At 66.8% G+C, this 13888-nt stretch carries 13 protein-coding genes; 12 read left to right on the top strand and 1 reads right to left on the bottom strand.

All coding sequences use genetic code 11. The features are described from left to right. Window positions 1–2 precede the first annotated feature (2 nt). The 6 genes from recN (at window position 3) to xerD (ending at window position 7526) form a co-directional block, all read left to right on the top strand. Window positions 3–1742: a DNA repair protein RecN gene (gene recN / locus AC5Y5Z_RS19965; protein ID WP_499927054.1), complete on the top strand. Its 1740-nt coding sequence runs from the start codon at window positions 3–5 to the stop codon at window positions 1740–1742. 211 nt (window positions 1743–1953) lie between these two features. Continuing rightward, window positions 1954–3135, top strand: a complete 1182-nt coding sequence (steA, locus tag AC5Y5Z_RS19960) for a putative cytokinetic ring protein SteA (RefSeq protein ID WP_463825292.1) — start codon at window positions 1954–1956, stop codon at window positions 3133–3135. A gap of 12 nt (window positions 3136–3147) precedes the next feature. Continuing rightward, complete coding sequence (locus AC5Y5Z_RS19955) at window positions 3148–4092, top strand: copper transporter (protein WP_499927052.1); 945 nt, start codon at window positions 3148–3150, stop codon at window positions 4090–4092. A 116-nt stretch (window positions 4093–4208) separates the two neighbouring features. After that, complete coding sequence (gene pyrG / locus AC5Y5Z_RS19950) at window positions 4209–5972, top strand: CTP synthase (RefSeq protein WP_499927050.1); 1764 nt, start codon at window positions 4209–4211, stop codon at window positions 5970–5972. Continuing rightward, the gene (locus AC5Y5Z_RS19945; protein WP_499927048.1) at window positions 5965–6588 is read left to right on the top strand and encodes an NUDIX domain-containing protein; all 624 of its coding nucleotides are present in this window, start codon (window positions 5965–5967) and stop codon (window positions 6586–6588) included. The genes pyrG and AC5Y5Z_RS19945 overlap by 8 nt, the downstream gene beginning before the upstream one ends. Before the next feature lie 23 nt (window positions 6589–6611). Then, a complete protein-coding gene (gene xerD, locus AC5Y5Z_RS19940; protein WP_499927098.1) occupies window positions 6612–7526 on the top strand; it encodes a site-specific tyrosine recombinase XerD in 915 nt (304 codons plus the stop codon). A gap of 81 nt (window positions 7527–7607) precedes the next feature. Here xerD and AC5Y5Z_RS19935 read toward each other — a convergent pair whose 3' ends face one another. After that, window positions 7608–8360, bottom strand: a complete 753-nt coding sequence (locus AC5Y5Z_RS19935; RefSeq protein ID WP_499927046.1) for an O-methyltransferase — start codon at window positions 8358–8360, stop codon at window positions 7608–7610. A gap of 210 nt (window positions 8361–8570) precedes the next feature. Here AC5Y5Z_RS19935 and AC5Y5Z_RS19930 point away from each other — a divergent pair, with 210 nt between their 5' ends. From AC5Y5Z_RS19930 to der, 6 genes are read left to right on the top strand one after another with little or no spacing between them, the layout of a single operon-like run. Then, a complete protein-coding gene (locus AC5Y5Z_RS19930) occupies window positions 8571–9434 on the top strand; it encodes a ParA family protein (RefSeq protein WP_463825297.1) in 864 nt (287 codons plus the stop codon). Then, window positions 9431–10243, top strand: a complete 813-nt coding sequence (locus AC5Y5Z_RS19925; protein ID WP_499927043.1) for a segregation/condensation protein A — start codon at window positions 9431–9433, stop codon at window positions 10241–10243. The genes AC5Y5Z_RS19930 and AC5Y5Z_RS19925 overlap by 4 nt, the downstream gene beginning before the upstream one ends. After that, window positions 10236–10925: an SMC-Scp complex subunit ScpB gene (scpB, locus tag AC5Y5Z_RS19920; protein WP_499927041.1), complete on the top strand. Its 690-nt coding sequence runs from the start codon at window positions 10236–10238 to the stop codon at window positions 10923–10925. Before AC5Y5Z_RS19925 ends, scpB begins: the two co-directional genes overlap by 8 nt. Then, complete coding sequence (locus tag AC5Y5Z_RS19915; RefSeq protein ID WP_499927039.1) at window positions 10925–11677, top strand: pseudouridine synthase; 753 nt, start codon at window positions 10925–10927, stop codon at window positions 11675–11677. Before scpB ends, AC5Y5Z_RS19915 begins: the two co-directional genes overlap by 1 nt. Continuing rightward, a complete protein-coding gene (gene cmk / locus AC5Y5Z_RS19910; protein WP_499927037.1) occupies window positions 11674–12351 on the top strand; it encodes a (d)CMP kinase in 678 nt (225 codons plus the stop codon). Before AC5Y5Z_RS19915 ends, cmk begins: the two co-directional genes overlap by 4 nt. After that, entirely contained in the window at window positions 12348–13748 is a 1401-nt protein-coding gene (gene der / locus AC5Y5Z_RS19905) for a ribosome biogenesis GTPase Der (protein ID WP_463825302.1), read from the top strand. Before cmk ends, der begins: the two co-directional genes overlap by 4 nt. Window positions 13749–13888: the final 140 nt, after the last annotated feature.

The raw sequence follows: 13888 nt of genomic DNA, 5'->3' as shown, positions 1-13888 counted from the left end.
CGGTGCTCACCGAGATCCGCATCGAGTCGCTGGGCGCCATCAGCGTCGCGACCGCCGAATTCGGCCGTGGCCTGACGGTGCTGACCGGTGAAACCGGAACCGGCAAGACGATGGTGGTCACCGGTCTGCATCTGCTCGGCGGCGCGCGCGCCGACCCGACCCGGGTGCGGTCGGGCTCCGACCGTGCCGTGGTCGAAGGTCGTTTCACCACAACCGATGTCGACGATGCGGTGACCGCGGACCTCGACGGCATCCTGGACGCCTGCGGTGCCGAGCGCGATGAAGACGCCAGCGTGATCGCGCTGCGCACCGTCAATCGGGACGGGCCGTCGCGCGCCTACCTCGGCGGTCGCAGTGTGCCCGCGAAGTCGCTGAGTGAATTCACCACGCACTTGCTCGCGTTGCACGGCCAGAACGACCAGTTGCGGTTGATGCGTCCGGACGAGCAGCGCGGAGCGTTGGACCGCTTCGCGGCGGTGGGGGCCGCGGCTGAGCGTTACCGCAAGCTGCGCGATGCCTGGCTGACGGCGCGACGCGATCTCGCCGATCGCCGCGACCGGACCCGCGAACTCGTCCAGGAGGCCGACCGGTTGAAGTTCGCGCTGCAGGAGATCGACGCGGTCGCCCCCCAACCCGGTGAGGACGAGGCGCTGGTCGCCGATATTCTGCGGCTCTCCGAACTGGACACGCTGCGCGAGGCCGCGGCCTCAGCGCGCGAGTCGCTGTCGAGTTCGTCGGAGGAGGCCGTGGGCGCCGCTGACGGGCTGGCACGGGCCCGGGCGGCGCTGGAATCGACCGGAGACACCCGGCTGCGGGCGCTGGCCGACCAGATCTCCGGTGCGCTGACGGTGGTCGTCGACGCGGTCGGCGAACTCGGCGACTACCTGGACGGGCTGCCGGTCGACGCCAGCGCGTTGGATGCCAAGCTGGCCCGGCAGGCTCAGTTGCGCACGCTGACCCGCAAGTACGCCGCCGACATCGACGGCGTGCTGCAGTGGGCGCAGGACTCCCGCGCGCGGCTTGCGCACCTGGATGTGTCCGAAGAAGGGCTGGCGGCGCTGCAACGCCGCGTCGACGATCTCGGACACCAATTAGCTGACGTAGCAATCGATCTCAGCAAGATCCGGCGCCGGGCAGCCAAGAAACTGGCCAAGGAGGTCACCGCTGAGCTGTCCGCGCTGGCGATGGCCGACGCCGAGTTCAGCATCGGCGTCGCATCGGACCTCGCCGAGTCGACCGACGCGGCCGCGCTGTTGCTGCCCTCCGGCGAGACGGTCAGGGCCGGTGTCGACGGCATCGACGTCGTCGAGTTCGGCTTCGCCGCGCACCGCGGCATGTCGCTGCTGCCGCTGGCCAAGAGCGCCTCCGGCGGGGAGCTTTCCCGCGTCATGCTCGCCCTGGAGGTGGTGCTGGCAGCGTCGGCGACCGGGACCACCATGGTCTTCGACGAGGTGGACGCGGGTGTGGGTGGTTGGGCGGCGGTGCAGATCGGCCGGCGGTTGGCCAAGCTGGCACGTACCCACCAGGTCATTGTCGTCACGCATCTACCGCAGGTCGCCGCCTACGCCGACGTGCATCTGGTGGTACACAGCCACGGACCCAAGGGGGCCAGTGGCGTGCGCCGATTGGACAGCGACGACCGGGTGGCCGAACTGGCGCGCATGCTGGCCGGTCTGGGCGAGTCCGACAGCGCGCGGGCGCACGCCCGCGAACTGCTCGACACCGCGCAGAGCGAGCAGTGACCCCGGCGCCCGCGGGGTGCGCGAGCGACCTCATATGTGCGCCGACACGCCGATGCGGACCGTACATATGGGGACTCTGGTCCCGCGCTCCAAGACCTTGATGCCGCACCGCCATCAAGGTGTTACAGATGTGACGCTTTTAAACTAATGAGGCAGATGTTACGGCGCGCCTCCCCGCAGCGAGCGGTCCGCGCGGACAGAATCAGCCCCCATGAAGATGTCAGCACTTCTATCTCGCAACACTGACCGACCGGGTCTGACCGGCACCGCTCGCGTGGACCGCAATATCGACCGACTGCTGCGCCGGGTGTGCCCCGGCGACATCGTGGTCCTCGACATCCTGGACCTGGACCGCATCACCGCCGATGCCCTGGTCGAAGCTGACATCGCCGCCGTCGTCAACGCCTCGCCCTCGGTGTCGGGTCGCTACCCCAACCTCGGGCCCGAGGTGCTGGTCAACAACGGGGTCACCCTGATCGACGAGACCGGGCCGGAAATCTTCAAGAAGGTCAAGGACGGCGCGAAGATCCGCCTGCACGAGGGCGGGGTGTACTCCGGTGACCGCCGGCTGATCCGGGGCACCGAACGCACCGATCACGACATCGCCGACCTCATGCGTGAGGCCAAGAGCGGACTGGCTGCGCACCTGGAAGCGTTCGCCGGCAACACCATCGAGTTCATCCGCAGCGAGAGTCCGCTGCTGATCGACGGAATCGGCATCCCCGACATCGACGTCGACATGCGACGCCGGCATGTGGTGATCGTCTCCGAGGAGCCCAGCGCCGCAGACGATCTGAAGTCCCTCAAGCCGTTCATCAAGGAGTACCAGCCGGTGCTGGTCGGCGTCGGGCAGGGCGCCGACGTGCTGCGCAAAGCGGGCTACCGTCCGCAACTCATCGTGGGCGATCCCGACCAGATCAGCACCGAAGTCCTCAAGTGCGGCGCGCAGGTGGTGCTGCCCGCCGACGCCGACGGGCACGCCCCGGGTCTGGAGCGCATCCAGGATCTCGGTGTCGGGGCCATGACGTTCCCGGCCGCCGGGTCGGCGACCGATCTGGCGCTGCTGCTGGCCGATCACCACGGCGCTGCGCTGCTGGTCACCGCCGGCCACACCGCCAACATCGAGACGTTCTTCGACCGCACCCGCTCGCAGAGCAACCCCTCGACGTTCCTCACCCGGTTGCGGGTGGGGGAGAAGTTGGTGGACGCCAGGGCGGTCGCCACCCTGTACCGCAACCACATCTCCGGGGGTGCCATCGCGCTCTTGGCGCTGACGATGCTCATCGCGATCATCGTGGTGCTGTGGGTGTCGCGCACCGACGCTGTGGTGCTGCACTGGGTTGCCGACTACTGGAACCGCTTCACGCTCTGGATCCAGCACTTAATCTCCTAGATCGGACTCGTCATGATCTCGTTACGCCAACATGCGATCTCGCTGGCCGCGGTCTTCCTGGCCTTGGCCATCGGAGTTGTGCTGGGCTCGGGGTTCTTCTCCGACACCGTGCTGTCCAGCCTGCGTAACGAGAAGCGCGATCTGGCCGCACAGGTGAGCGGACTCAACGACCAGCGCAACGCGCTCAACGAAAAGCTGAGTGCGGCAAACAATTTCGATGCCCAAGTGCTCGGCCGGATCGTGCACGACGCGCTGACCGGCAAGGCGGTGGTCGTTTTCCGAACCCCCGACGCCAAGGATGACGACGTCGCCCGGGTGTCGAAGATCGTCGGACAGGCCGGCGGCTCGATCACCGGAACCGTGTCGCTGACCCACGAGTTCGTCGAAGCCAACTCGGGGGAGAAGTTGCGCTCGGTGGTCAACTCGACGGCATTGCCGGCCGGCTCACAACTGAGCACCAAGCTGGTCGACCAGGGCTCGCAGGCGGGCGACCTGCTCGGTATCGCACTGCTGACCACGTCCAAGCCAGATGTGCCGCCCGTCGACGAGGCCCAGCGCGACACCGTCCTGGCCGCCCTGCGCGAGACCGGCTTCATCACCTATCAGCCCAGCCAACACGTCGGCGTGGCGAACGCGGCGATCGTCGTCACCGGCGGAGGGCTACCGGCCGACGCCGGCAATCAAGGGGTCACGGTGGCGCGGTTCGCCGCCGCCCTGGCCCCACACGGCTCCGGCACGGTGCTGACCGGGCGCGACGGCTCGGCGGGCGGCAGTGCGGCGGTGGCCGTGGCCCGTGCCGATGCCGCCATGGCGGGTGCGGTGAGCACTGTTGACGACGTCAACGCCGAGTCCGGGCGGATCACCACGATTCTGGCGCTGCACGAGTTGCTCGGTGGCGCGCATCCGGCGCACTTCGGCACCGGACACGGCGCGACGTCGGTGACCGTTCCCGAGTAAGGGCGTGTTACCCGCGGCGCGACGCGGTGGATGTTAGGGTGGGTTTCCGTGGGTCGGCAGGCCCAGTTCGTTGAATTCCATGCATCGCCCTGCCCGTCTTCACGGAGGTCGCCCAGTTGCGCAAGCATCCGCAGACTGCCACCAAGCACCTCTTCGTCAGCGGTGGGGTCGCGTCGTCACTGGGCAAAGGCTTGACCGCCAGCAGCCTCGGACAGTTGCTCACCGCCCGCGGACTGGCCGTGACCATGCAGAAACTCGACCCGTATCTCAATGTCGATCCGGGCACCATGAATCCGTTTCAGCACGGCGAGGTCTTTGTCACCGAGGACGGCGCCGAAACCGACCTCGACGTCGGACACTACGAACGCTTCCTCGACCGCGACCTGTCAGGTTCGGCGAATGTCACTACCGGACAGGTGTATTCGACGGTGATCGCCAAGGAGCGCCGCGGTGAATACCTCGGTGACACCGTTCAGGTCATCCCGCACATCACCGACGAGATCAAACGGCGCATCCTGGCCATGGCCGAACCGGACGCCGAAGGCAACCGTCCCGACGTCGTCATCACCGAGATCGGCGGCACCGTCGGTGACATCGAGTCGCAACCGTTCCTGGAGGCCGCCCGCCAGGTCCGTCACTACCTGGGCCGCGAGGACGTGTTCTTCCTGCACGTGTCGCTGGTGCCCTATCTGGCGCCGTCCGGGGAACTCAAGACCAAACCCACCCAGCACTCGGTGGCCGCGCTGCGCAGCATCGGTATCAGTCCGGACGCGTTGATCCTGCGCTGCGATCGGGTCGTTCCCGAGGCGCTGAAGAACAAGATCGCGTTGATGTGTGACGTCGACATCGACGGCGTCATCTCCACCCCGGACGCGCCCTCCATCTACGACATCCCCAAGGTGTTGCACCGCGAGGAGCTCGACGCGTTCGTGGTCCGCCGGCTCAACCTGCCGTTCCGCGACGTCGACTGGACCGAATGGGACGACCTGCTGCGCAGGGTGCACGAACCCCACGACACCGTGCGAATCGCTCTGGTGGGCAAATACGTCGAACTCTCCGATGCCTACCTTTCGGTCAGCGAGGCGCTGCGCGCCGGCGGTTTCAAGCATCGCGCGAAGGTCGAAATCCATTGGGTGGCTTCCGATGACTGCGAAACCTCCAGCGGCGCCGCGCACGCGCTGGCCGACGTGCACGGGGTGCTGATCCCCGGTGGGTTCGGCATCCGCGGTATCGAAGGCAAGATCGGCGCCATCCGGCATGCGCGGGCCCGCGGGTTGCCGGTGTTCGGGTTGTGCCTCGGTCTGCAGTGCATCGTGATCGAAGCCGCCCGCTCGGTGGGGCTCACCGAGGCGAACTCGGCCGAATTCGAGCCGGACACACCGGATCCGGTGATCTCCACGATGGCCGACCAGGAACACATCGTGGCCGGCGAGGCAGATCTGGGCGGCACCATGCGGCTTGGTGCCTATCCCGCTGTGCTGCAGGAAGATTCGATTGTCGCCGAAGCGTATGGTGCTACCTCGGTGTCCGAGCGGCACCGGCATCGCTACGAGGTGAACAACGCCTACCGGGAGAAGATCGCGGAGAGCGGCCTACGATTCTGCGGGACCTCACCGGACGGGCACCTGGTGGAATTCGTCGAGTACCCCCCCGATCAGCATCCGTTCGTCGTCGGCACTCAGGCACATCCGGAGCTGAAGAGCCGGCCCACCCGTCCGCACCCGTTGTTCGTCGCATTCGTCAAAGCGGCCATCGACTACAAGGCCGGCGAACTGCTGCCTGTCGAAATCCCAGAATATCCCGATCAGCACGCGCCCAACGGCAACGAGCATCGTGGCAGTGTCGGCCAACCGTTACCCGAACCCGTCACCCGTGGCTGAGCACGATTTCGAGACCGTAGCGTCCGAAACCCTTTATCAGGGTGCAATTTTCGCGTTGCGGCGCGACGAAGTCCGGATGCCCGGCGGCAACACCGCAAAACGGGAAGTGCTGGAGCACTACGGCGCCGTCGCGATCGTCGCGATGAACGACGACAACGAAATCGCGATGGTCTATCAGTACCGCCACACCTATGGTCGCCGGATATGGGAGTTGCCGGCCGGGCTGCTCGACGCGCCCGGCGAGGCACCGCACCGGACGGCGGAGCGCGAACTCGAAGAGGAGGTCGGCCTGCACGCCGACACCTGGCAGGTGCTGCTCGACGTCAACACCGCTCCGGGTTACAGCGACGAATCGGTGCGTGTCTATCTGGCCACCGGGTTGCGCGACATCGGGCGGCCCGAGGCGCAGGACGAGGAAGCCGACATGACCATGCGCTGGTATGCCGTCGACGACGCGGTGCAGCGGGTGCTGAGCGGGCAGATCGTCAATTCGATTGCCATCGCGGGGATTCTGGCGGCCCACGCCGTGCATGAGGGGTTGGCCCAGCCGCGCCCGCTGGACAGCCCGTGGCTGGACAAGCCCGGCGCTTTCGCCAAGCGCAAGGCAGGGCAGTGACGACGCTGACCCTCGATGATCAGATGCAGGGTTATCTCGACCATCTGACGATCGAGCGTGGCGTTGCGGCGAACACCCTGAGCTCGTACCGACGTGACCTGCGTCGTTACTCAAAGCATCTGGAAGAGCGTGGAATTCACGATCTGGCCAAGGTCGGTGAAAGCGACGTCAGCGAGTTCCTGGTGGCGCTGCGACGCGGCGACCCGGAGTCCGGTTCGGTAGCGCTGTCCGCGGTGTCGGCGGCGCGGGCGTTGATCGCGGTGCGCGGGCTGCACCGCTTCGCCGCCGCGGAGGGTTTGGCGGAACTGGATGTGGCGCGGGCGGTGCGACCGCCGACGCCGGGCCGCCGGTTGCCCAAGAGCCTGACCATCGACCAGGTGCTGGCGCTGCTGGAAGCCGCCGGCGGCGAGGACGCCTCGGACGGGCCGTTGACGTTGCGTAACCGCGCGCTGCTGGAATTGTTGTACTCCACCGGATCACGGATCTCCGAGGCAGTCGGCCTGGACGTCGACGACGTCGACACGCACGCCCGGTCGGTGTTGCTGCGGGGCAAGGGCGGTAAGCAGCGGCTGGTGCCGATCGGACGTCCGGCCGTGCAGGCGTTGGACGCCTACCTGGTGCGGGGACGTCCCGACCTGGCCCGACGCGGCCGCGGCACCCCGGCGACCTTTCTCAACGCCCGGGGCGGGCGGTTGTCCCGGCAGAGCGCGTGGCAGGTCCTGCAGGATTCCGCCGAGCGTGCCGGCATCACCTCAGGGGTGTCGCCGCACATGCTGCGGCACTCGTTCGCCACCCACCTGCTCGAGGGCGGTGCGGATGTCCGCGTGGTGCAGGAGTTGCTGGGCCACGCGTCGGTGACCACGACGCAGATCTACACGCTGGTCACGGTGCATGCGCTGCGCGAGGTGTGGGCCGGCGCGCACCCCCGCGCCCAGTAGCTCCCTTACTCTCGCGAGCAGACGCAAAAGCCCCCTTTGGCAGCGCAAATAAGGGGCTTTTGCGTCTGCTCGCGAGGGAACCTACCCCAGATATTCGGACTCGAGCACCAGGTCGGACACCATGGACTGGTATTCCAGATGGGTCTTGTGCTCGACCGTTCGCCACGACTTGCCTTCGTGTTCGCGCATGTAGGCGCGATACTGCGGCGCACCCGGTACCCGGACATTGTCGGCGACGGCGATCGAGCCGGGATGCAGCCAGCCGCGGTCCACAATGCTCTGCAGGTCATCGAGGTACGCATCTTTGTCGTGATCGAGAAAGAGAAAATCGATTGCCCCAGAGGCGAATTGATGCTCGTTGGCCAACACGTCCAAGGTGCGTCCGCCATCGCCGATGGTCCCGACCACACACGTCACCCGATCGGCCACGCCGGCATGACTCCAGATCCGGCGGGCGTTGGCGGCGTTGGCTTCGGCGAGCTCGACGGAGTACACCGCGGCATTGGGGGCGGCCCGCGCAATTCGCAGCGCGCCGTATCCCAGGTAGGTGCCCAGTTCCAGGGCCAGCGCCGGATTGGCGCGCTTGACCGCCGCGTCGAGCAGCTGGCCCTTCTCGTCGCCGACGTTGATCAAGATGGACTTCTCGTAGGCGAACTTATCGATAGCGGCCAGCACACCGTCAAGATCACCGGCGCGGGCGTTGTTCAGCACATATTCCACGGCCGCAGCCTCGCGCCCGTCGCCGATCTGGCCGGTTTTGGTGATGTTGCGCGCACCGGTGGCCATCCGCCAGACCGACCACCGGAGCAGAGGTATACGTCGCTTCAGGTCCATAGTGACCCACCATAGGCCCACACCGTGCAGCACGAGCGGCGTCGCTGCCGCGGTACAAAAGTGACGGATGTGACTGTCGTGACTCCATCACCAATACGACGATAATTGCTGGTCGCGTCGCCTGCGGGTCGGCCGGTACCGGCGGGGGCAGCCGTTAGACTTTCCAGCGATGTCCAACCAGGCGCCCGTCACCACCAGTCACGACCGGGTATGACCGACCGACCCGACAGCGGCCCGGAGATCGGCCTCACTGGCCGGCCGCCGCGGGCGATCCCGGACCCCCAACCGCTCACCGCCCACGGCCCGGCCAAAGTCGTCGCGATGTGCAACCAAAAGGGCGGCGTCGGCAAGACCACCTCGACCATCAATCTGGGTGCTGCCCTGGCCGAATACGGCCGACGGGTGTTGCTGGTGGATATGGACCCGCAGGGCGCATTGTCGGCGGGTCTCGGTGTGCCGCACTGGGAGTTGGACAAGACGGTCTACAACCTGCTGGTCGAGCCGCGAACGTCGATCGACAATGTGCTGATCAACACCCGGGTCAAGAACCTGGACCTGGTGCCCAGCAACATCGATCTGTCCGCCGCCGAAATCCAGCTGGTCAACGAAGTGGGCCGGGAGCAAACGCTGAACCGGGCACTGTACCCGGTGCTGGACCGCTACGACTACGTCCTCATCGACTGCCAGCCCTCGCTGGGGCTGCTCACTGTCAACGGATTGGCCTGCTCGGAAGGCGTGGTGATCCCGACCGAGTGTGAGTTCTTCTCGCTGCGCGGGCTGGCGTTGCTCACCGACACCGTGGACAAGGTGCGTGACCGGCTGAACCCCAAGTTGGACATCAGCGGCATCCTGATCACCCGCTATGACCCGCGGACCGTCAACTCCCGCGAAGTGATGGCCCGTGTCGTCGAGCGGTTCGGTGATTTAGTGTTCGACACCGTGATCACGCGCACCGTGCGCTTCCCGGAGACCAGTGTCGCCGGCGAACCCATCACGACCTGGGCCCCCCGGTCCGGCGGCGCCGTCGCATATCGGGCCTTGGCGCGCGAGTTCATCGACCGATTCGGCGTGTGAACGCCGCACCCGAGAGCGGCTACTCGGATGGCTTTCGAGTCCGGCTGAACAACTTCGAAGGGCCGTTCGACCTGCTGTTGCAGCTCATCTTCGCGCACCGGCTCGATGTCACCGAGGTGGCGTTGCACCAGGTCACCGACGACTTCATCGGCTACACGAAGGCCATCGGCGCCCAGCTCGACCTCGAGGAGACCACCGCTTTTCTGGTGGTCGCGGCCACACTGCTGGATCTCAAGGCAGCCCGACTGCTGCCCACAGGTCAGGTCGACGACGAAGAAGACCTTGCTCTGCTGGAGGTGCGCGACCTGCTGTTCGCGCGGCTGCTGCAGTACCGCGCGTTCAAGCACGTCGCGGAGATGTTCGCCGAACTGGAGGCGACCGCGCTGCGCAGCTACCCCCGAGCGGTGTCGCTGGAGAATCGCTTCGCGAGCCTGCTACCAGAGGTGATGCTCGGCGTCGACGCCGCGAAGTTCGCCGAGATCGCGGCCATCGCGTTCACGCCGCGCCCGGTTCCGACGGTGGGCGTCGGGCATCTGCACGTGCAAACGGTGTCGGTGCCCGAACAGGCCCGGCACATTCTGGCGATGTTGGAGAGCCGGGGTAATGGGCAGTGGGCGTCGTTCTCCGAGTTGGTCGCCGACTGCACGGTGCCGGTCGAGATCGTCGGGCGCTTCCTGGCGCTGCTCGAACTGTATCGCTCTCGGGCGGTAGCATTCGACCAGTCCGAGCCCCTCGGCGTGCTTCACGTGTCGTGGACCGGGGAGCGGCCCAGCAGCGAAGTTTTATTAGAAACGCGAGACCATGACTGACCAGACGCCCGATCTGGACGCTGGCATCCCGGACATCGCTGAGCCGGTGGAACTCGATCCGGATGAACTCGGCCGAGTGCTGGAGTCGCTGCTGTTGGTGGTAGACACGCCGGTGACCGCGGAGGCCCTGGCGTCGGCGACCGAGCAACCGGTCTACCGGATCACCGCCAGATTGGAACAGCTGGCCGACGAACTCACCACGCGTGACAGCGGCATCGATCTGCGGCACAACAGCGAGGGCTGGCGGCTGTACACCCGCGCCCGGTTCGCGCCCTACGTCGAGAAGCTGTTGCTCGACGGTGCGCGGACCAAGCTGACCCGCGCCGCCCTGGAGACGCTGGCAGTGGTGGCCTACCGCCAGCCGGTGACGCGCGCGCGCGTCAGCGCGGTGCGCGGGGTGAACGTCGATGCGGTGATGCGTACGTTGTTGGCGCGCGGGCTGATCACCGAGGTCGGCAGCGACGAAGACACCGGTGCGATGACCTTCGCCACCACCGAATTGTTCTTGGAGCGTTTGGGATTGACCTCATTGACGGAATTGCCGGATATCGCGCCGCTGCTTCCCGACGTCGACACCATCGACGACATCAGCGACTCGCTGGACAGCGAACCCCGGTTCATCAAACTCGGCGGCGGCCCGTCGACCGATCAGGCATTGAGCTTCGACGTGGATCACGACTGATGGTCGAATTCGAGGAGCCGCAGGGCACCCGCCTGCAAAAGGTGTTGTCGCAGGCGGGAATTGCGTCGCGGCGCGCAGCCGAGAAGCTGATCATGGAGGGTCGCGTCGAGGTGGATGGTCGGGTGGTGACCGAGCTGGGCACCCGGGTCGATCCGGACGCATCGGTGATCCGCGTCGACGGAGCCAGGGTCGTGCTCGACGACTCACTGGTCTATCTGGCCTTGAACAAGCCCCGCGGCATGCACTCCACCATGTCCGACGACCGCGGCCGGGCCTGCATCGGCGACCTGATCGAGCGAAAGGTCCGCGGCAACAAGAATCTTTTCCATGTGGGTCGGCTGGACGCCGACACCGAAGGCCTGATTCTGTTGACCAATGACGGCGAACTGGCGCACCGGTTGATGCACCCCTCGCACGAGGTCCCGAAGACTTACCTTGCCACCGTGACGGGTTCGGTGCCGCGGGGATTGGGCAAGCAGCTGCGCGCCGGAATCGACTTGGACGATGGTCCGGTCCGGGTCGACGATTTCGCGGTGGTCGACGCGATACCCGGCAAGTCGCTGGTGCGGGTGACGCTGCACGAAGGACGCAACCGCATCGTTCGACGCATGCTGGCCGCAGTGGGTTATCCGGTGGAAGCGTTGGTGCGCACCGACATCGGCCCGGTGACGTTGGGCAAGCAGCGTCCCGGTTCGGTGCGGGCGTTACGGCAGGACGAGATCGGGCAACTGTATAAGGCGGTGGGATTGTGACGGTTGTCGCCATCGACGGTCCTGCCGGTACCGGAAAGTCCTCCGTCGCAAGGGGATTGGCGCGTGGTTTGGATGCCCGCTTCCTCGACACCGGGGCGATGTACCGGATCGTGACGCTGGCCGTGCTGCGCCAGGGCATCGATCCCGCTGATACTCAGGCAGTCGGCGAATGCGCCTCAGAGGTGCAGTTGTCGGTGGGATATGACCCGGGTGTCAGCAGCTTTCGACTCGCCGGAGAGGATGTGTCGTCGCAGATCCGCGGTGACGACGTCACCCGCGCGGTGTCGGCGGTGTCGGCGGTGCCCGCTGTGCGTACCCGACTGGTCGATCTGCAGCGCCAGATGGCGCAAGCACCGGACACCATCGTGGTCGAGGGGCGCGACATCGGCACCGTGGTGTTCCCCGACGCGTCGGTCAAGATCTTCCTGACCGCCTCGGCGGAAACCCGCGCGGAGCGACGCAATGCGCAGAACGTCAAGGCGGGCCTGCCCGACGACTACGAGGCGGTGCTGGCCGATGTGCGCCGCCGCGACCACCTCGATTCCACCCGAACGGTGTCCCCGCTGCGTGCGGCCTCGGATGCGATCATCGTCGACACCAGCGACATGACCGAGGATCAGGTGATCGCGCACCTGCAGGATCTGGTGACTCAGCGAAGCGAGGCCACGCGATGACCGAGGACGGCATCTGGTCTGACGAAAGCGACTGGGAATTAAGCGATTCCGAGCTGGACGAGTTCGCCGAATCGGGACCTGCACCCGTCGTTGCGATCGTCGGGCGACCTAACGTCGGCAAGTCGACGTTGGTCAACCGCATCATCGGGCGACGTGAGGCGGTGGTGCAGGACGTGCCCGGGGTGACTCGGGACCGGGTGTCCTACGACGCGTTGTGGACCGGTCGCCGGTTCGTCGTCCAGGACACCGGGGGATGGGAGCCCGACGCCAAAGGCCTGCAGCAGTTGGTCGCTGAGCAGGCCTCGGTCGCCATGCGCACTGCCGACGCAGTGATCCTCGTCGTGGACGCCACCGTGGGCGCTACCGCCGCGGACGAGGCCGCCGCGCGCATCCTGCAGCGTGCCGGAAAGCCGATTTTCCTGGCCGCCAACAAGGTTGACAGCGACAGAAGCGAATCCGACGCCGCCGCGCTGTGGTCGTTGGGACTCGGCGAGCCCCACGCGATCAGTGCCATGCACGGTCGCGGGGTCGCCGACCTGCTGGACGCGGTGCTGGCGGCGCTGCCCGAGGTGGCCGAGGCGGGGTCGCAGAGCGGCGGACCGCGACGGGTCGCCCTGGTCGGCAAGCCCAACGTCGGCAAGAGCTCGCTGTTGAACAAGCTGGCCGGCGATCAGCGTTCGGTGGTGCACGACGCCGCCGGCACCACCGTCGACCCGGTGGACTCGCTGATCGAGCTGGACGGCAAGGTGTTTCGCTTCGTGGACACGGCCGGGCTGCGGCGCAAGGTCGGGCAGGCCAGCGGCCACGAGTTCTATGCCTCGGTGCGCACCCACGGGGCCATCGATGCCGCCGAGGTGGTGATCGTGCTGATCGACGCCTCCCAGCCGCTGACCGAGCAAGACCTGCGGGTGCTGTCGATGGTGATCGAGGCCGGGCGGGCGCTGGTGCTGGCCTACAACAAATGGGACCTTGTCGACGAGGACCGCCGGGATCTGCTGGACCGGGAGATCGACCGCGAGCTGGTGCAGGTGCGTTGGGCGCAGCGGGTCAACATCTCCGCCAAAACGGGCCGGGCGGTGCAGAAACTTGTGCCGGCGATGGAGAACGCTTTGGCGTCCTGGGACACCAGGATTGCCACCGGTCCGCTGAACAGTTGGATCAAGGAGATCGTCGCGGCCACCCCGCCGCCGGTGCGCGGCGGCAAGCAGCCGCGCATCCTGTTCGCCACTCAGGCCGCCGCACGGCCGCCGACGTTCGTGCTGTTCACCTCGGGCTTCTTGGAGGCGGGCTACCGGCGATTCCTGGAGCGGCGGCTGCGTGAGACGTTCGGGTTCGAGGGGAGCCCGATCCGGATCAATGTGCGGGTGCGCGAGAAGCGGGGTGCGCGGCGCCGCTGAAAGCTGGGACACGTCGGCAAGGCCGAATTGGGCTGCTTTGACGACGTGGAAGAGGATCCGCCGATTAGCTACCTGACTACCGTGCCGCCGACGTTGGCTGCCGCCGCCACCGGATCTGGTTGGGTTCGGTTCGGCGCTCA

Source organism: Mycobacterium sp. NGS29 (genome assembly GCF_059812965.1).
This window is presented reverse-complemented; position numbering and strand designations above follow the sequence as displayed.